Source organism: Wolbachia endosymbiont of Chrysomya megacephala (assembly GCF_008245065.1).
In the GTDB taxonomy this organism is placed as follows: Bacteria; Pseudomonadota; Alphaproteobacteria; order Rickettsiales; family Anaplasmataceae; genus Wolbachia.
Genome location: NZ_CP021120.1, coordinates 921,936 through 940,277 on the forward strand (window position 1 = coordinate 921,936; position 18,342 = coordinate 940,277).

Annotated in this window: 14 protein-coding genes, 1 tRNA gene and 1 pseudogene; 6 read left to right on the plus strand and 10 right to left on the minus strand. The window is 33.4% G+C overall.

Annotated features, from left to right (window positions below; genetic code table 11):
• The first annotated feature begins 14 nt into the window (after positions 1-14).
• Positions 15-3,284 (plus strand): UvrD-helicase domain-containing protein, encoded by a 3,270-nt coding sequence (locus tag CAI20_RS04490; protein WP_149168871.1) that lies wholly within the window; start codon positions 15-17, stop codon positions 3,282-3,284.
• 59 nt (positions 3,285-3,343) lie between these two features.
• Here the strand turns inward: CAI20_RS04490 and CAI20_RS04495 are convergent, their stop codons facing one another.
• The 6 genes from CAI20_RS04495 to dnaG form a co-directional block, all read right to left on the minus strand.
• On the minus strand, positions 3,344-3,745 hold the full coding sequence (locus CAI20_RS04495) for a cytochrome c-type biogenesis protein (protein ID WP_012481753.1): 402 nt from the start codon (positions 3,743-3,745) through the stop codon (positions 3,344-3,346).
• Positions 3,729-4,742: a hypothetical protein gene (locus CAI20_RS04500; RefSeq protein ID WP_007302682.1), complete on the minus strand. Its 1,014-nt coding sequence runs from the start codon at positions 4,740-4,742 to the stop codon at positions 3,729-3,731. The genes CAI20_RS04495 and CAI20_RS04500 overlap by 17 nt, the downstream gene beginning before the upstream one ends.
• A 7-nt stretch (positions 4,743-4,749) precedes the next feature.
• Positions 4,750-5,097: a ferredoxin family 2Fe-2S iron-sulfur cluster binding protein gene (locus CAI20_RS04505; RefSeq protein ID WP_007302681.1), complete on the minus strand. Its 348-nt coding sequence runs from the start codon at positions 5,095-5,097 to the stop codon at positions 4,750-4,752.
• Positions 5,098-5,334: 237 nt separating this feature from the next.
• A complete protein-coding gene (locus CAI20_RS06805; RefSeq protein ID WP_149168872.1) occupies positions 5,335-7,095 on the minus strand; it encodes a TomO hydrophobic C-terminal domain-containing protein in 1,761 nt (586 codons plus the stop codon).
• A gap of 143 nt (positions 7,096-7,238) precedes the next feature.
• Positions 7,239-8,537 carry a Na+/H+ antiporter NhaC family protein gene (locus tag CAI20_RS04515; RefSeq protein ID WP_149168873.1) on the minus strand — a complete coding sequence of 433 codons (1,299 nt, stop codon included), beginning with the start codon at positions 8,535-8,537 and terminating at the stop codon, positions 7,239-7,241.
• 98 nt (positions 8,538-8,635) lie between these two features.
• Entirely contained in the window at positions 8,636-10,369 is a 1,734-nt protein-coding gene (dnaG, locus tag CAI20_RS04520; RefSeq protein WP_149168874.1) for a DNA primase, read from the minus strand.
• Between the two features lie 145 nt (positions 10,370-10,514).
• Between dnaG and ubiG the strand changes: the two genes are divergently transcribed.
• The 3 genes from ubiG (at position 10,515) to tsaB (ending at position 13,524) form a co-directional block, all read left to right on the plus strand.
• Complete coding sequence (ubiG, locus tag CAI20_RS04525) at positions 10,515-11,681, plus strand: bifunctional 2-polyprenyl-6-hydroxyphenol methylase/3-demethylubiquinol 3-O-methyltransferase UbiG (RefSeq protein ID WP_149168875.1); 1,167 nt, start codon at positions 10,515-10,517, stop codon at positions 11,679-11,681.
• A 107-nt stretch (positions 11,682-11,788) separates the two neighbouring features.
• Positions 11,789-12,919 (plus strand): cation:dicarboxylate symporter family transporter, encoded by a 1,131-nt coding sequence (locus tag CAI20_RS04530; protein WP_007302676.1) that lies wholly within the window; start codon positions 11,789-11,791, stop codon positions 12,917-12,919.
• A complete protein-coding gene (gene tsaB / locus CAI20_RS04535) occupies positions 12,919-13,524 on the plus strand; it encodes a tRNA (adenosine(37)-N6)-threonylcarbamoyltransferase complex dimerization subunit type 1 TsaB (protein ID WP_007302675.1) in 606 nt (201 codons plus the stop codon). Before CAI20_RS04530 ends, tsaB begins: the two co-directional genes overlap by 1 nt.
• On the opposite strand, the pseudogene CAI20_RS04540 reads toward tsaB, so the two are convergent.
• Positions 13,494-13,871, minus strand: a pseudogene (locus tag CAI20_RS04540) (hypothetical protein); the annotation flags it as partial. The gene tsaB and the pseudogene CAI20_RS04540 sit on opposite strands and share 31 nt — an antisense overlap.
• Before the next feature lie 83 nt (positions 13,872-13,954).
• Here CAI20_RS04540 and CAI20_RS04545 point away from each other — a divergent pair.
• Positions 13,955-14,662 carry an IS6 family transposase gene (locus CAI20_RS04545; protein ID WP_149168876.1) on the plus strand — a complete coding sequence of 236 codons (708 nt, stop codon included), beginning with the start codon at positions 13,955-13,957 and terminating at the stop codon, positions 14,660-14,662.
• A 41-nt stretch (positions 14,663-14,703) separates the two neighbouring features.
• On the opposite strand, the gene CAI20_RS04550 is transcribed toward CAI20_RS04545, so the two are convergent.
• Positions 14,704-15,651 (minus strand): hypothetical protein, encoded by a 948-nt coding sequence (locus CAI20_RS04550; RefSeq protein WP_246111570.1) that lies wholly within the window; start codon positions 15,649-15,651, stop codon positions 14,704-14,706.
• 143 nt (positions 15,652-15,794) lie between these two features.
• Positions 15,795-16,718, minus strand: coding sequence for a class II fructose-bisphosphatase (glpX, locus tag CAI20_RS04555; protein ID WP_007302771.1), 924 nt, complete (start codon positions 16,716-16,718; stop codon positions 15,795-15,797).
• A gap of 114 nt (positions 16,719-16,832) precedes the next feature.
• Here glpX and CAI20_RS04560 point away from each other — a divergent pair, with 114 nt between their 5' ends.
• The gene (locus CAI20_RS04560) at positions 16,833-18,173 is read left to right on the plus strand and encodes an ankyrin repeat domain-containing protein (protein ID WP_007302770.1); all 1,341 of its coding nucleotides are present in this window, start codon (positions 16,833-16,835) and stop codon (positions 18,171-18,173) included.
• Between the two features lie 77 nt (positions 18,174-18,250).
• On the opposite strand, the gene CAI20_RS04565 is transcribed toward CAI20_RS04560, so the two are convergent.
• A tRNA-Arg gene (locus CAI20_RS04565) sits at positions 18,251-18,324 on the minus strand.
• Between the last annotated feature and the right edge of the window lie 18 nt (positions 18,325-18,342).

Below are 18,342 nucleotides of genomic sequence, written 5' to 3' on the forward strand. Positions count from 1 at the left end.
TTTATACACTCCTAATGAGATCAAATGCCATAAATCCTAACTTCTCTGTATGGGTAAGTGCATCAGCTGGTACAGGTAAAACAAAGATCTTAATAGACAGAGTATTAAGACTTCTATTAGAGAATAAGAGAAATATTCTCTGCTTAACATTCACCAATGCTGCAGCAAATGAAATGGAGGATCGCATTTACAGTACACTTAGTAAGTGGGCAATATATCCAGAGGGTATATTGGTCGCAGATTTAGAACAATTAGCCCAGTGTGTAACCAGAGAAAATAAAGATTATTTAACAAGAGCAAGAAGGCTTTTTTCTGAACTGGAAAATCTTGGTCTTAATATTCAAACTATACACGCCTTTTGTTACAAATTAATCTCCAGCTTTCCTACAGAAGCTGGTATCGCTCCAAATTGTACGTTGAGCGAATGTAAAGAATTGCATTCCATCATATTTGAAAAAACGCTTCATAATGAAACTGTGCAGGACGATATAAATATCATTGCAGCTGAATTTGATGAAAACAAGCTGAGTGATTTGCTCTATACCTTATGTATAAAGAGATCAGCTCTAGAAAATAATTTAGGGTATATCAAAGATAAACTAAGTGCCCCAGATAAGATTCACGATTTACAGAGTGAAACGATTGAGCAGATAAAAAGATTAGCTAAAATATTAAGTGAGGGCAGCAAAAGAGATCAGAGTTACAGTGCGATACTTTATGATTGGTGTAATAGCAGAAAATCGTCCGTACCAAATGTTGTCATCCAAGTAGCTGACACTGGGATCCAGAAAAAAAGAAATATGGATCCCAGTGTCAGCTACTTGGATGACAACAAGATAGAGAACTTAGCTAAAGTATTTCTCAAATCAGAATCGTACGAAAAAAAGAGCATATCATCCATTATAACAAAGGGTGCTTTGGAAAAATTTGAAGACGTAGAGCAAATGATAGAAAGCATTCAAAATGCATTGTTTACCCATGTAAAGGACATAAATTCTTATCAAATATTCGCAAGAACCAGTAGTTTACTTAGTATATTTAAAGTATATGTTGATCTATATAATAGTGAAAAATCAAAGAATGCACTGCTTGATTATGATGATATCATCAATTTAGCAACAAATCTCCTTAGCAATCCAGGCTATAAAGATTGGATATTGTTTAATCTAGATCAAAAAATAGACCACATTCTTGTTGATGAGGCGCAAGACAATAGTATCAGTCAATGGAAAATTATAACAAATCTCTGCAATGAATTTTTTACCGGTGGTGACGAAAAGAGAACTTTATTCGTTGTTGGGGATGTAAAACAATCCATTTACAGATTTCAAGGAGCAAATCCCCATCTATTTAATTACATGCAGCAATATTTTCACACGAAAACCGGTGGCAGAGATTGGGTATCATGTCAACTTGAAAAGTCATTTCGCTCAACTCCAGAAGTTTTGATGCTTGTAGACAGAATATTTAACAATTTTCGTGAAGAAATATCTTTCAATGATAACAAGATAAAACATATTCCATATAGAGAAAACGATCAAGGATACATTGAAATTTGGCCGTTACTGCCAGGATATGAAGAGGAAGAGCAGCAAGCCTTACAAATTCATTTAACACAGAGGAAAGATTATGTAGTAAAGGATCGATTACTTGCTCAGGCAATAGCCCAAAGAATTCACAATTGGTTAAACGAAGGGCGGATTTTAGTCGCCAAAGATCGTCATATAGAACCAAGGGATATTATGATTTTGGTACGGCAGCGAAATGTGTTAGTTGATTACATAATAAGTGAACTAAAAAAAGTAAATGTACCAGTTATAGGCCGAGATTATTTTAGAATTATGGATTACATAGCTGTGCAGGACTTAATAGCTTTAGCTGAATTTTTGCTCCTCCAGGCAAATGATCTTGCTCTTGCAAATGTTTTAAAATCACCGCTATTTAACTTCACTGAGGATGATTTATTCAATATTGCATACGATCGTAAAGAACAGTCGTTGTGGGAAAAACTTCAAGATTATCAGGAGATTATCTCTAATGAATTAAACTATCTAATTAATTTATCTCAGACAAAATCCCCCCTTACACTATTCACTCATATATTGCGCACAGGCAGGAAGAAATTTGCTGCAAGGCTAGGTCTTGAGTGCTTCGAGATTCTAGACGAATTTATGAACCTCGTATTGCAATTTGAGCACCCATCTCTTCAAGCATTTGTTCAGTGGATCAAAGAAAATAATCCTGAGATTAAAAACGATATGCAATCAAAACTCAATGCTGTACGAATAATGACAATTCATAAATCAAAAGGTCTACAAGCTCCAATAGTGTTTTTAGTTGACACAAATACGGTACCAAGAAACAGCGAAAATATTTTGTTTGATGCAACGGAAGCACCATTTTGGTGTGGCAAAAATAGTAATGCTTATTGTAATCAAGTAAAAAGAGAGAAAAAACTAGAGGATTATAACGAATATTTGCGTTTGCTGTACGTGGCACTTACGCGTGCTGAAGATGAGTTATACATTTTAGGCAAAGAGCCAGTGCAAAAGGGCTCTTGGTATGATCTAGTTATTCAATATGGAGCATTATATGAGAGGAAAAAACTATACTTACAGCCGATATTTAAAGAAAAAGTTGAAGTGCTATGCATGAATGCAAACTACCCTTCTATTTATAAAAAACGTGATTATTTTGATGTTCCAGTGATTTCACCTCCATCAAACCTATCAATGTCATTGCAGCACGTAACGCTGGAACCTGGAGAAAAAAAGCCAGTGTCAAGCACTGGGATGACAGATGAGAATGCTGGAATGACAAAAAGGAGCATTGGGACGACAGACAGCTATGCAAGAGGCTTAATAATTCACAGTATATTGCAATATATGCCCAAGATAGAGAAAGACAGGAGAAAAAATTGGGTTAGGAAATATCTTGATAGCATAAACACTAGTGAAGATAAGGATGAAATTTACAGCAAAATATTAACCTTTAATGAAAAATATGATTACCTGTTCGACTTGGAGGGCAAATCAGAAATTCCACTTAGTGGAACAATTGACGGAAAACCAGTATTAGTGCGGCTAGACAGACTGTGCATAACAGAAGACAAAGCAATCATAATTGACTATAAATCACACCATAACGTTTCTATTTCCTCATCAAATGAAATAAAAAAGCAAATGTTGATCTATAAAACCTTAGTGCAAGAAGTCTACCCAGATAAGCAGGTAGAGTGCGTGGTTATTTGGATGGAAGATTTAACCTTACAATCTTTGATCTAAACTCAAATGTTCGTATAGTAGCTACTTGCATTTGTTGTAAACTCACTTTTACTCTATAGTTATCTTTTTACTACTTTATCTATTTTCTGAACTGATTTTCGTACTAGAAAACATCCAATAAGAAGAATTATAAAAGGAGTAAACCATAAAATGTAGGTACTAGATTTTACAGGTGGTACAATGATAATTGAATCTCCATAAGAATTTTTTAACTCTGAAACTATTTGCTCGTTAGTATATCCATCACTGATCTTCTTGCGAATTGTCTTACGCACACCATATGCAACTTGAGACTCAGATTCGGATAATAATTCACCAGAGCATACTGGACACTTTATTACTGCAAATAAGCTACTTGCTCGCTCTTCCATGCTTTCGTCTCTTAGTTTATCATCCAAAGTAAAAGCATTTATGCTTAAATGGAATATCAATGTAAAAAGTAAGCTAATTACTATTCTCATTCTTGGTGAATTGAGTGATAAAATCAGTAGTGGATAATTTTCCAATAAAGCCTGAACCTACATTATTGTCGTACTTTATTGAAAATTGAATGTCGTTATTAGTGATTTTTTCTGATAAGGAAGATATTGATTTTTCCAATTTATCTGCAGTCTTTGAATCATTAGTCACAAACGAAATTAATTCTTTATAATTTGATATGGCTACATTGATTTTATCTTCAAATGAAGATGTAACTAAATTGTAATTACTTACTCCACCATTCGCAGCAATAGAAAAGTTATTACTCTCAATCAAAAATTTTTCTATGTTGAAATTAATCTTAGAAGCTGAAATATGGTTTACAAATTCATAATCTAATTTAGCGTCGACACTAAGGTAATTTTCAGGACTTGCAGTATGTTTATAACGGTAAGTATAAAAATCAAATTCTAGTTTAGTATTTTCATTCAGTTCTTTATCAAAGTGAAATTGAATGTAATTACTTTTATCATTCACTTCAGTTATAACACTTTGCTGATTTTCTAAAACATCACATTTTAATCCATAATCTTCGTAACGAAATGTATCTATATAGTCTATTACAGTGCTATTTCTGTTGAATTTTAATGAAGATAGTAAATCATTTAGTTTAACAACAAAGTGGCTACTCACGTGTGTGTGACACTTTATATTCTTTTTCTCATCACTACGGACAGCAATGTTTACTTTATTGCTTGGTATATAGATATATACTGACTTATCAAATAATCTGTTTTTTATCATTAAAGCTTCAGATGAAACAGTTAATTGCTCATTAGAAAATTTTGGATTCGTTACACGAAAAACTAGGTTAAAAGGAAACCCCTTAAAATCATGTGAAATATCAACTTTTTCGTCATTAATGTAATCAGTTAAAAGACTTTTTACCTTAAATGCAGAAAAATACCAAAAACCACTATAAGCTAGAGGAATAAACAAAGGTAAGGAGATAAGAATATAGATAAAAATTTTACGCATTATCCTCTTATTTATCTAATGATATATTTCTTGTACCTCTGGGCACGGTTACGCACAAACCGTCAATATCTTTTGTGATTTTTATTTGGCATCCAAGCCTCGATGTCTCTGTTAAACCGAAAGCTAGGTCCAGCATATCATTTTCCTCATCAGATATAGGGTTATGTGTTTCTACAACATCATAAAATTTTGAATCAACAATCACATGGCATGTAGAACAAGCAAGAGAGCCTTCACATGCACCTTCAAGCAGATCTGGATCACTTCTGTGGGCTAAATTAAGCAGAGTTTCTCCTTCTGCAGCTTCATAGCTTTTCTTACTTCCATCAGGTAAAATAAAAGTAACGGATGGCATACTATTAAAATCTCTATTAACTTTTCTATATTCTACAAATAATAACTATTATTTGCAAACTCTTTGAAATTCCATCGCCTATCTCTTGTAATCTGTATTCCTATCAAGAAAGTAAGATAGATACCACCAGCATCTCACAGAGTTGCAAGTATAGAATTTTCTTAGTTTTAGATTTTACTAAATATATTACTGAATTAACATTATTAAACTTGATCTGCCATTTCTTCTGATCTTAAGTTATAATTTTACTAATGCCATTTGATTAATTGCAACTTCAGCATTGCTATCTTTCAATAAATTTGCAGGACTATTACAATGGTATATGATTGCAGCAACAACAAGACAACAAACTCCAATTCCTATTCCTAACGCTAACATTCCTGAGTAAACTGCAATAGCTACTTCTAAAGCAACTCCTACTACTGCTAACGTAGAAGCAACTATGATAGAAGTATTACGACACTTAATACGAAGCTCATTTAGTTTATCTAATGCAGTAGTACCATCTTTATATTTTAGCTCTCTTAGTACATCTTTATTTTCACATTTGTTAAACAACTTCCAAGCATAACTTAACCTTGACGCTTGACCATAAAACCCCTTCTCAACATATTCAACCAAGAGATCAAACGGAGTTTCACCTTGGTCATTGTTAACATCAAATCTCGCACCTGCACTCACAAGTGATTCAACTTTGCGAAGCATTGACGTATAGGGCTGTAAGTTTCTTAAAGCATGATGTAGAGGTGTATTCCCATTTTCATCCTGAAAATTATATTTCTTTCTATGTAAAAAGCAATCAAAAATCTCTTTTTTCCAATTGTGTTTAACAATACCTTCTAAAATAGTACTTGAAATCTTTATGTTATTTTCAACTAGAAGATCTAGAGCTTTTTTATGCTTATATCTAACAATAGTATCTACTAGTTCATTCAACGCAGAAGTACCTTCTAGCTTCTTTAGCTCATCGGTTTTACAACCACTAAGCACCACCGAAAGATTATTTAATTTTTCTACTACTTTTTCCTTACGAGAGAAGTATGTAGCATAATTGACCAAGAGATCAAATGGAGTTTCATCTTTGCTATTTTTAACATCAAGCCTTGCACCTTTACTAAGAAGTGACTTGACAAAACCTTGGTATTTCGATTTACCCAAATCCAACCATTTTAATGTATGATGTAAAGCTGTATTTCCTTCTTTATCTTTATAGTTGATATCTAATTTATCTAAGTACTTATTAAAAAAATAATCCAAAAACTCTTCAGATTGGTATTCATAAGCATAGCTTAAGATTTCATTTCGTGATATTTCTATCCTTCCTTCAAAGAGCTTGAAAAATGCCACACGATCGTACATAATAGCAATTTGCACTAGAAATGTAATGTCACCAGCATCAATTGTAACTTTCTTTATTATATCATCACACTCTTCATACTTATTTGACTGGATATGTAACAACAATCCCAGAATAGTTCTTACATATTCGGATTCAGTTGGTTCTTCAGTCTCTTTAGCTTTGCCCATCTTGCCTATTTCTTTTAAACTCTTCTTTAGCCTTTCTATTTTCTCTTCGATTAATTTTTGACTTTTCGAACAATACATAATATATATTTCATTAAAAAATTTTTCTCTTTTCTCTTCTTGTTTAAGTTTACTCATCTCTTCCCTCAACAACTCCAGTTCATCACTACAATCCCCATACTCATACTTTCCTTTATCGTACTGGCTTTTTTTTGTTGGGTCAGATAACACTTTGCGTGCTACTGATATTTCCTTGAACTTTGTCAATTTCTCTTCAAGTTGAGCCCGTTGATCTTCTTCCGACTGTGATAGTAGCCTTCCGTCCTTCTTCTTTCCTTCTAGCCTATCTAGCTCTTTCACTTCCTCAAGCAATTTATCTGGATGAAGCTTCAATGCTAATTTGCGATATGCTTTTTTTATCTCACCATGAGTAGCATCTCTTTTTACTCCTAATATTTCATAATAATCAGGCATTTTTTTCTCCACTATTTTGATACATTTTTTATAACATTAGTAATACTATGTCTTTAAAAGAATTGGTACTATATAAGTATTTTAGCAAAGATTATAATATTTGTTAATTTATCAACAAATTGAGTGAAAATTTAAAGAGTTGTTTATGGTAATTGAGGAGCTACAACCGCATGAAGTCTGCCATTAATCACTATTTCACCTATTGCAACTGCTGCAAAAACAAAACAATAATATACTTTTGTTAGTACGATGATAGGTGACAGAGAGGCAATGCTGCTTGCTAGTAATACATGAGAACCATAAGGTAAGATACTTTTTGTGATAGAAGTAAATATTTCTAATAAATACGCACTACGGTGTGGTGCAATGTGATATCTTTGTGCAAGTCTTTTCGCAATATTACTAGTTAATAAAATAGCAACAACATTGCTGGAAACTAAAATAGTAAACAGAGATGATATTCCCGCAATCATAAATTCAGCTTGAGTTTTTGTCATATTCACCTTATCGGTGAATATATCTATCTTTTTCTGACTGTATTCGTACATTAAGTGGCTTAATCCACTACTGAAGAGAATAAATATCATTACTTCATTCATCTTATAAAAACCCCTATATATGTCACGAGAATATTCAATAAGAGAATAATCAAAAAAAGCTATTCCTAATATCCCAGCAATAACCATATTAATAGCTAATGTTACTAGAGTGTTTATTTCAAATAAACCCATAATTATTAAAGATATATAAGGGATAATTTTGACTATGGATAAATAATTCAGACTTGAGATAGAAACAACTTCTGTACTATTTGAAATTATTACTAGATAAATAAGTATTATAAGACCTGTAACAGATCCTGTCTTGAAAGTGAGTTTTATTTTATCCTTTACTGAAGCTCCTTGTGAAGAAGTAGCAGCAATAGTAGTGTCAGATATCATTGAAAGGTTGCTGCCAAACATAGACCCACCTATCACAGCTCCAACACCCACTGCACAATCAAAAGCTCCATTTTGTGCTAAATTAACAGCTATTGGTGTTATAAGTGCAATAACTCCGATTGATGTGCCGATTGCACTTGAAATAAAAGTAGAAAGTAAAAACATTCCAGGAAGTAATAATTGTGCTGGAAGAAAGCAAATAGTTAAGCTAGCAATAACATTTATACTACCAAGCGATTGAGTAACAGTAGAAAATGCCCCAGCAAGGAGAAAAATCAAACACACGGTAAGAGTAGTTTTATTCCCCATACCTTTTATAAGAGTATCAACGCTATGCTGAATTTTGTTTTTATTAAATAGAATAGCAAAAAATAATGCTGGTAATAAGCAAACTAACGGTGAAATTTGATGAAGAGGATTACCAAGTCCGATAAAAGAAAAATAAATACCACTTCCAAGGTATAAGGCTAGAAAGATAATAAGAGGAAGAAATGAAAACACTTATCGTAGTTGAATAAACCAGAAATATACTAGAATAAGCTATTTTAAGCAAATACTAATACAGTGTTTTTCTAATAATTTTGAACATCTTAAGCCATCTACTTTTGAATAAATTCCATTTGCATTTCTTGTATACTATCCTCTATTTGCTTTATTTGTTCTATTAGCCTTTCCTCTAAGTCAAAATTACCGCCCAGCCTTGCTTTAATTTTTTCTTCTTGTAATACATTTAATTCTTTCCGTAATACTATGTTATTCCAGACAGTTTCTGCCGATCTCTTCTCACTTAATTGACTATTTAGTACGCTAGTTTTTTCAAATATAAACTTTATAACACTAGACTCCTGTAGCAGAATTTCTTTATTAAAGTTGCTCTCACTAGTTACCATATTAATTACGCACTGTTGTAATTTTTTCATCTCATTAGTAAATTCGAAATGAGAAAATTGCTCAAAAAATATAGGACGGTTCAAGATTTCAGGAAATTCTACGGCTATACGCAAAATTATGGCCTGATTTTGCTCTGCTTCAATTAGCTCTGGAGATTTATTGTAAAGATACTCACCTCTTGTTGCTTTGCTATTAAAAATCAGCTTTTTAAAGTTTCTTCTTAATTCACTGACCTTATTGTAAAAATAATCTCTATAATACCTTCTAATACTGCTGTTACCGATAGCATTGACATATTTCATGAACTTGTGCTCAAGAATTGAATATTTTTCCGGAGCAAATTTTTCATAATTTTGCAAATTGCTACCAATTATGTGATGCCATAAATATTCAGAGTGCAGTTCTGTTGAGTGGTTAAAAGCAGAGAGTACGTCTTCTGTCTTATATTCTAGCTCATTGCATATATCGTATGGGTCCTTATTGTTTGGCAAAGTTACGAACTTCAATGTGTATCCAGGCTCCAGTATCGGTAGAACAAGTTCTGCAATTCGAATAGCAGCATGACGTCCGGCACTATCGCCATCCATACAGATGGAAATTTCTTTAGCAAATTTCCATAGATTTTTTATCTGCTCTGCAGAAATTGCGGTACCAAGCGGAGCAACTGTATTGCTAATTCCCGCTTGATGTAGTGCTATTACATCCATATATCCTTCAACAACAAATAGATGCTGTTTTTTGCGTATTTCACTCAAAGCAAAGTTTAATCCATATAAATTTTCTCTTTTCTTAAAGAGCTGACTCTCTGGGCTGTTTAGATACTTCGGCTGTTGCTCAGAGTTCAGCGCACGTCCGCCAAAACCAATAACTTTGCCCGTGATGTTGTGTATAGGAAATATCAGCCGATCATAGAAATAATCACGAGAATTCTTATTTATTAACCCAACATCGATCAAAATCTCGTCTTTAATACCAGAGGAGTTCAAATATTCCTTCAAGCCAGAACTTGGTGCATAACCTATCTTAAATTTATCTATGATTTTGAGTGAGATCTTGCGCTGCCTTAAATAAGCCATAACACCTCGATTTTTCTGCGCGAACCAACTTGCAGCTAAATTCAGTGCTGAAAACAGTTTGTCATTTTCTTTAGCAAAGCTGAGGTTTTTGGGTAACTCAACACCTGCAACAGATGACAATTTTTCCAACGCTTCCTTAAAACTTAAGCCCTCAGTTTGTGAAATAAATTCAAACGCATCACCATGAGCTGAGCAACCGAAACAGTAATATAAGCCCTTAACATTGCTGACCGAAAAAGATGGAGTTTTTTCGTTATGAAATGGGCAGAGTCCAACAAAACTATCTCCTCTTTTTATTAACCTAACTTTTTTTCCTACTATGTCGGACAACAATAATTTTGACTTTATAATATCTATATGATCCATTTTACCGAATGAGTAGTGGTAGGATAAAAATTATATAGAATTTATGCATATCTGACTCGAAATTTATTCAGAAAGATCAGGAGAGCTTGACAAAAAGCTCAAAATAAATTACCCATATAAATACCCTTAAGTTGCAATTTCTTATATGTCAGATGTGATATCAGTTGCTTCAGACCACGCAGGTTATGAACTAAAATCAGAAATAAAGGCTTACTTGGAAACTTTAGATTATACAGTGATAGACCGTGGCTGCACTGCTGAACAAAAGAGTGTAGACTACCCTGACTATGCTGCTGAAGTTGTAGAAGATATAACAAACAAAAAAGCAAATTATGGAATATTAATTTGCGGTACAGGTTTGGGCATGAGTACTGTGGCAAATCGTTTTGAAGGAATCTACGCTGCTTTATGTAATAGTGTTGAGATCGCAAAATTAGCTCGCGAGCATGGCAACGCGAATATACTTTGTCTTGGTGCAGGGTTTACTGCGAGTGGATTAGCAAAAGACATAGTCAAACAATTCCTCGAAACAGAATTTTCAAAAGAAAGTAGACATAAAGAACGCCTTGATAAACTTAGCAATATTAGCAAGAAAAAAACCACAAAAACTTATAACGAAGATGAAATATCAAAATTCGCTAAAATAGCAGGTGAATGGTGGAATGAGAATGGCAAATTCAAGCCATTGCACATGATGAATCCTGTGAGAGTATCATACATCGTTGAGAAAATAAAAGAATTAAAAAAATGCGATTTAAAAGAACTATCATTGCTCGATGTTGGTTGTGGTGGTGGCATTTTGTCAGAGTCAATGGCGCGTATTGGTATTAGCGTTGCAGGAATAGATGTATGTGAGGAAAACATAAAAGTGGCACAATCGCATGCGAAGAAAGTAGGGTTAAATATAGAATACACACACACTAGCATTGAAGAGCTAAGCAATGACAAGAAGTATGACGTGGTTTTGTTGATGGAAGTGGTTGAACATGTCGATAATTTAGAGTTTTTCATGAAAAAAGCAATAGAGCTGTTGAAGCCAGAAGGGCTAATTTTTATATCGACGATAAATAGAACTATTAAATCCTTCTGTCTTGCAATAGTCGGCGCAGAGTACATATTAAACTGGCTGCCAAAAGGCACACATAATTGGAATAAATTTCTCAAGCCATCAGAAATTGCAAATCATCTAAGGGAAAACAACGTAATACTGCAAAACATGGCTGGTATGGAATATAATGTAATAAAGCGTGAATGGAACTTGACCAAAGGTGTGGATGTTAATTATATACTTTGTGGAAACGTTGTAACTTGAAATCTCATTCAAGTACTAGAAGGTAATGCAAATATTCTAGGCAGTTTTACTTTACTTAGCAGCTAATTTATCATATGTATTTCCATAGGGTATCGCTATATTAGAATATGTTACAATTACTAACCTTACTTGCTGTTATCACTTCGGTTGTATTCTTTGGTCATCTAGTTCCAATGGAAGTGAAAACCTTCTTGTATTCAATAAGCCTTAGTATAAAAGAGATCTTACTATTTATAATGCCTTTTATTGTTTTTGCATTAATCTTTAGTAGTGTTAACAATCTTAAGCAGTCGGCTATAAAGTTTATATTGTTACTTATTATAACGATTTTCTTGTCGAATCTAGCTTCAAGTTTAATAGCTTATTCTGTTGGGCATTTCATCACACAAAACACTTATTCAATACAAGATATAACATATGAAGAAACAATTGTTCCTTTATGGTCATTTAGGATACCTGCATTGCTTTCTAATTTTTATGCCCTTGCTTGTGGATTTGTGTTAAGCATATTAGTGTCCACAATATTACCAAAAAAAAGCAAAGAGCTCTCGAACAAAATGTTAGATTTAACTCTCTTTATTTTGAAGACATTTTTGACGCCAATTATTCCAATGTTTGTACTTGGTCTTGCTTTAAAAATGGAACATGATCAGGTTTTACCCATAATATTTAAGGATTACTCAATAATTTTTATTATTATATCATCTGCAACCTACCTTTATGTTTTTCTCTTATATGGAGCAGCAAATTCGTTCAAGATCACAAGCTGGATAGCTAGTATAGGTAATATGATACCAGCATTTATTACTGCAATGAGCACAATGTCTAGTAATGCAGCTATGCCGCTTACTCTTGAAGGAAGCAAAAAAAATGTAAAGCAGCATGATATAGCATCGTCTGTTGTGCCAATAACCGCTAGCTTTCATTTAGTAGGTGATTGCTTTTTTATTATAATACTATCAATGATAATGACTTTTGGTGGTGCATTGTCTGCAACAGACTATGTGACTTTCCTTCTCTACTTTCTGTTATTTAAATTTGCTATTGTTGCAGTTCCAGCGGGAGGGATTATGGTAATGTTGCCCGTTCTTGAGAAGTATCTTAAATTCTCCCCAGAGATGCTTTCATTAATTACAGCATTGTATATAGTGTTTGACCCAATAATAACTTCAGCAAATGTTATGGGTAACGGTGCGTTCACTATGATGTTTACAAAGCTCTATGATAAGCTTAAGTGATGTCCATTCTAGCAATTAATACTGTAGGTGCTGGTAGTTCAATAGCAGTAATTGATTACGATGGTAATTGTTTTGTAGAACGCAATTCTGCAAACAATAGTCATGCAGAATCATTTTTTCAAATACTGAATACTTTGTTTGATAAGCATAATTACAGCTACGATAAAATAGACCATTTAGCAGTGATAGTTGGACCAGGAAGTTTTACTGGAATCAGAGTTGGTATATCAACTGCACAAGGTATAAATCTTGCTACAAATAAGCCGTTATATGGGGTTAGTGCCCTGGAAGCTCAAGCATATGCAATATCGCTACTTTGTACAAATAGCAAAAAAAATATTAAAGCTATAATCGAAGATGATCAAAAGTTTTATACGCAGTTATTTGATTTCAATTTGTTACCGCTATCAAATCCTGCTGTAGTAAGTGAACTCCAGCCTGAAACGCACTGCATTACATATATGGATTGCAGTTTACCAAAGTTGGATGCTAGCCATGCAGGGCTATTAGTCCGTTATAGACTAAAAAATAAACAAAAATTAAATGGAGTTGAGGCTCTATATTTAAATGAGCCTCAGTATATGAAATCGTTGCCTATTGCGTAAACACTATTAATTTGGCCAAGTTTGTACATCTGACTTACTATTTCTTCTGCTACTTCTTTTATACTCATATTTGAATTTTCTACCTCTATAGCATTTTGTGGTACAAATAAATCTTCCTCCCTAAATTTAATACTATTTATATTAGTAACCTTCCTATTTTTTCTTTGCTTTTTTGATATAGTACGCTCTTGTAATATCAATGGATTGCACCTAAGTACTATAGGGAGGATTTTTGTGCTCATTTTTTTACTAAGTTCTACTACTGAGTTATATATTCTTATGTTGTAATCATTATTTTTAATTAATTCATCAACAAATATATAATTTTTTGAGTCAATAGGATAGGTTCTGTCGCATCTATAGAGCGAAGTCAGTTTCATTTGTAGGAAAATAGAAAAGAAGTAATATAATCATCTTTAAAAAAGCAAAGATGTTGCGTATTAGTCCAAAATTATTGCCCTATTTCAAAGGATTTAGCTTTTCAGCAGAGATAATAATGTTATCAGTATACATGAAGTGTCGATTTTCTTTGAGCTATCGAGATTTGGAAGAAATGATGAGTATAAGAGGAGCGAAAATTGATCATGCTACGCTACAAAGGTGGATTATCAGATTTGTGCCACTGATAGATGAAGAGTTGAGGAAAAGGAAGAAGCAGGTTGGCAGTAGCTGGAGAATGGACGAGACCTACATAAAATTAAACGGTAAATGGGTTTATCTATACAGAGCACTAGATAGTCTCGGCAATACTGTAGACTTTCTGCTGTGTACTCGTAGAGACAAGTCTGCAGCACTTGCATTCTTTCGTAAAGCCTTTAGAAGGAATAATCTTCCTGAGAAAGTAGTAATTGATAAAAGCGGCAGTAATATTGCTGCTCTTGATGACTTGAATACGGAAATTCCTGAACCTTATAGAATCACGGTTTTTCAAGTAAGATATCTAAATAATATTGTTGAACAAGATCATAGATTTATCAAAAAATTAATAAAACCAATGCTTGGGTTTAAAAGCTTCCATTCTGCAAAGATTACCATCACAGGCATAGAAAATATTCGTATGATTCAAAAAAGACAAATTATTAAAGCTAATGATAATGGTTCTACTTTTGAAAATTTTGCTATGTTAATGGCTCTATAACTCTCATAATTCCAGTTTTTACAATCTTCTTGTACTACAATTTATAGATGCGACAGAACCGTGAAAAGACGGCTGATTTCTAAGCTACACCCAGGCTTAGAAATATTAATACTAAGATGATCATAATGATTAAGAGAACGTTTTGCATATGCGCATGGCACATAACATCCATCAAAAAAGGCAACTGCACTATCAGTTTTGAGAAATTCCTGTCCGTTACTCATCCCTTCTTCGACTCGAAGAAGATATCTACCCAACCTCTTTTTAAAATTCTTTCGCTTGTCTTCAGGAATAGACTTTTCATTCAATATACTTATTATTTCTTTTTGCTTACTTAATACTACATAATTAAAAAGGAAAATGTTCTTATTCCATCGATAATAATTCGCTATTTTGTCAAATGGATCTGCAGGCCAGCCTTTATTATAATTTACGTTATCCTTATCATCTTTACACAAATTATCCTTAAGGCCAAAATTCAATTTTCTAAAATCTGATAATACTTCTTCTACCCTATCTTCAAAAAATTGAAGTTTATTTTGAAATTCTTTCCCATAATTCATTTTCTCATTTATTTTAAGAAGATATTCACTAAATTTCTTCCTAAAATTTTCTTGATCTTTGTGGGCAAGCCTCTGATCTAATATATCTGTTATATATTTTCGCTTATTCAATATTACGTAGTTAAAAAGGTCACTTTTTTTCCTCCTTTCATAATCTTCTGCTATTTCGTTAAAACACTCATTACTGTTCTTAAAATCCAATTTTTCGAAGTCTTGGAGCACGTTTTTTACATCATCCTCACTAAATTGAAGATTTGTTTGAGGAGATGCGTCAGTTCTACTTTGATAATCAAGTTGAGGATTTTTTTTAGTAGATTGGACTAATAAACTTTCTGTGCTGTTAGAGAAAGAATGATTATTTTCTTCAGATTGAGAACTTTTCTTTTTAGACGTATTAGTAAAAAAATTAGTTAGTGAACTAAACATTAAGCACCTCTTAGTATTACTATTTAACTATAACTTAATGCCAAATGTTGTAAAGCTAAAATTAATATGTAAATTCATTTTTTTAAGACAATTATAAGTATCTTCCTTCTATAAAAATTTTATAATCAGCATATGACAAATGTTTAAGATATTGATTTTGTTTGTATTTTTATTACTTTACCAGGCAATATTATTAATGAATTAGTCAGACAAATATCTTGGCCAAACTTTACTCCATCCACAAACTCTCCATTTGTTACTCCAGTTGCAATGAACACTGATTCACTTCTTGCCATGTCTTTCACGGTGTAGATTTTTTCTGGGTCAGTGATATTCAAATTTTTTGCTCTTTCTTTTAATTGATCCGTGTCAAATATTAATCTTCCTTCTATCTGCCCACCGATTGAGCTTAGCGCTGCTGCTGCAAGCACTCCTTCTGGAGCTCCTCCTGTACCGATATACATATCGTGATTGCCATTTATTAGCGAAACTATGGCTGCAACATCACCATCATCTATTAATTTCACTTTTGCTCCTAGCTTCCTAATTTTTGCTATTAATTCATCATGTCTTTCACGTTTAAGTACAGTTACTATAAGATCACTTGCTTTACATCCTTTTGCCTTGGCTAAATTGTCCAGATTCTTCTCAATCCTATTTTTTAGTGAGACTACACCCTCTGGGAGATTTTTTCCCACTGCTATCTTTTCCATATAAACATCAGGTGCATGTAAAAAATTACCTTTTTTTGTTGCAGCAAGAACAGACATTGCTCCTTGTTTATAATGAGCGCAAATCGTAGTGCCCTCAAGTGGATCAACAGCGATGTCAATCTCAGGGCCACTTCCTGTGCCAACTTTTTCTCCGATATATAGCATCGGTGCTTCGTCCCTCTCCCCTTCCCCAATCACAATTGTACCATTTATTTCCATTGAGTTTAGCACCGTACGCATTGCATCAACTGCAACCTGATCGGCCTTTTTTTCATTACCAAGGCCTGCCAATTTATATGCAGCAAGTGCTGCAGCTTCGGTCACTTTCACTAACTTATAGGCTAAATCTTCCATCATTTACTCGAGAATTATAAATCAATATATATCATGCCATTTGAGACTGCAAGATTCCTTGACTGATTGTGGGAAAGTTAGTATAACATAAGCATTATAGTAGTGGATTTAATTATGGCATATAGTGATGGTGATGTTAAGAAGTTTTATCGCAAAATAGCTGCAATTTTAAAATTTGATAATAAAGGGATTGCTAGTCTTGAAGATCTAACAAAGGAAGGAAGTTGGAAAGAAATTAATTTTCAAGATAAATGTGAAGGAGGCCATTCATTAGGAGATTTACTTCTAAAACTTGCAGATGAAAATGACAACCTACGTATTAAAGAATTTTTCCTTAAAAACGGATTCAAGCTTCCTGAGCAAGAACAAGTAACTGCTGATGAAAACAAGGAAAAGGAAGAGCAAAATACACCTAATTTAGAAGAAGATAGAGCAGAACTTAGCAACAAAAATGAAGATGATCAATTTTCTACTTCATACAACAAGATAAAGAAAATTGTAGCTAGCAACCCTAATATAACTGCTGAGGAGTTTTGTAATGAGCTTGAAAAAGAGAAAATAGATATAAAAATAACAAACCAAGATGGTTGGACTTTGCTTTATTATGCTGTCCGTTCAGAAGGACCTGGTATTATCGACGATCGCATTATATTCCTAAAGATTGTTGAGTTACTCACAAATTTAAACATCGGAATCGATTTTAAAGATACTGCTTCCAAAACTGTGTTGGGTACAGCTGCAATAAATAAACAAGCTGATGTTATAAAGATACTCTTGGATAGTGGTAAATTTAATGAAGAAGAAAAATTTAACGCTCTGCGTCTTGCTATTATTCAAGGCAATGTTCAAGAAGTTAAAGCATTTTTAGGTTATGTAAATGCTGAAAGCAGACAAGCAGCTTTAGAGTGTGCTGTGAATAATACACAAAATAATACACAAGAAGAAATTACTCAGGTACTTTTAAACTTTATTACACCAGAAACACCCAATGTAAAAGAAAATAGAGCAAAACCTTGCAGCAGTAATGGAAATATTGGTAATAGACCTGTAGCAACAGTGCCTCCAGTTAGTACTAACGGTAATAATAACAAAAATGAAACGCCTGTATCAACAAGGGCTGACCCAACTGTCACACCAAATAATGATAAGAAAGCTAACGGCTTTGTAGAGGCTCAATTTTCTCCACCACATGAAAAAGAAACTAAATACAAAAAAAGTAAGGAGAGTTTTTACGCCTCATTAAGGAGTGATGTTGTTGGAGTTGTTATTGCAGGATTGTTTGTTGCTGCTGCTGTGATGGTTCCATCTTTAGCTGGTGCATTAGTTTGCAGTGTCCTAGCTATTTTAGTTGTAATAGTAACTGGATTACATGTAAAAAATTCTACACTGCCAAGTTATAGAGCAATGGAAGAAAATAAGGTTGAGCATATAAACCCAAGCATGCAAACGCTGTAAGTTGAGAAACTGGGACTCTAACTCCTAGAACGGTGTTGTAAACCTGTGTTAGTTTCTTCTACTTTATTAAGATTAAGTGGGACTAGTGCGATTCGAACGCACGGCCTTCGGATTAGGAATCCAACGCTCTATCCTACTGAGCTATAGTCCCATGTCTTCTGCTATTTAT

What these genes read in the sequence shown, in the direction of transcription:
- tsaB (WP_007302675.1), top strand. Translation starts at nt 12,919, where the DNA reads ATGTCCATTCTAGCAATTAATACTGTAGGTGCTGGTAGTTCAATAGCA.
- CAI20_RS04550 (WP_246111570.1), bottom strand. Translation starts at nt 15,651, where the DNA reads ATGTTTAGTTCACTAACTAATTTTTTTACTAATACGTCTAAAAAGAAA.
- glpX (WP_007302771.1), bottom strand. Translation starts at nt 16,718, where the DNA reads ATGGAAGATTTAGCCTATAAGTTAGTGAAAGTGACCGAAGCTGCAGCA.
- CAI20_RS04490 (WP_149168871.1), top strand. Translation starts at nt 15, where the DNA reads ATGAGATCAAATGCCATAAATCCTAACTTCTCTGTATGGGTAAGTGCA.
- CAI20_RS04545 (WP_149168876.1), top strand. Translation starts at nt 13,955, where the DNA reads ATGTTGCGTATTAGTCCAAAATTATTGCCCTATTTCAAAGGATTTAGC.
- CAI20_RS04505 (WP_007302681.1), bottom strand. Translation starts at nt 5,097, where the DNA reads ATGCCATCCGTTACTTTTATTTTACCTGATGGAAGTAAGAAAAGCTAT.
- CAI20_RS04500 (WP_007302682.1), bottom strand. Translation starts at nt 4,742, where the DNA reads ATGCGTAAAATTTTTATCTATATTCTTATCTCCTTACCTTTGTTTATT.
- CAI20_RS04495 (WP_012481753.1), bottom strand. Translation starts at nt 3,745, where the DNA reads ATGAGAATAGTAATTAGCTTACTTTTTACATTGATATTCCATTTAAGC.
- CAI20_RS06805 (WP_149168872.1), bottom strand. Translation starts at nt 7,095, where the DNA reads ATGCCTGATTATTATGAAATATTAGGAGTAAAAAGAGATGCTACTCAT.
- CAI20_RS04560 (WP_007302770.1), top strand. Translation starts at nt 16,833, where the DNA reads ATGGCATATAGTGATGGTGATGTTAAGAAGTTTTATCGCAAAATAGCT.
- ubiG (WP_149168875.1), top strand. Translation starts at nt 10,515, where the DNA reads ATGTCAGATGTGATATCAGTTGCTTCAGACCACGCAGGTTATGAACTA.
- CAI20_RS04530 (WP_007302676.1), top strand. Translation starts at nt 11,789, where the DNA reads ATGTTACAATTACTAACCTTACTTGCTGTTATCACTTCGGTTGTATTC.
- dnaG (WP_149168874.1), bottom strand. Translation starts at nt 10,369, where the DNA reads ATGGATCATATAGATATTATAAAGTCAAAATTATTGTTGTCCGACATA.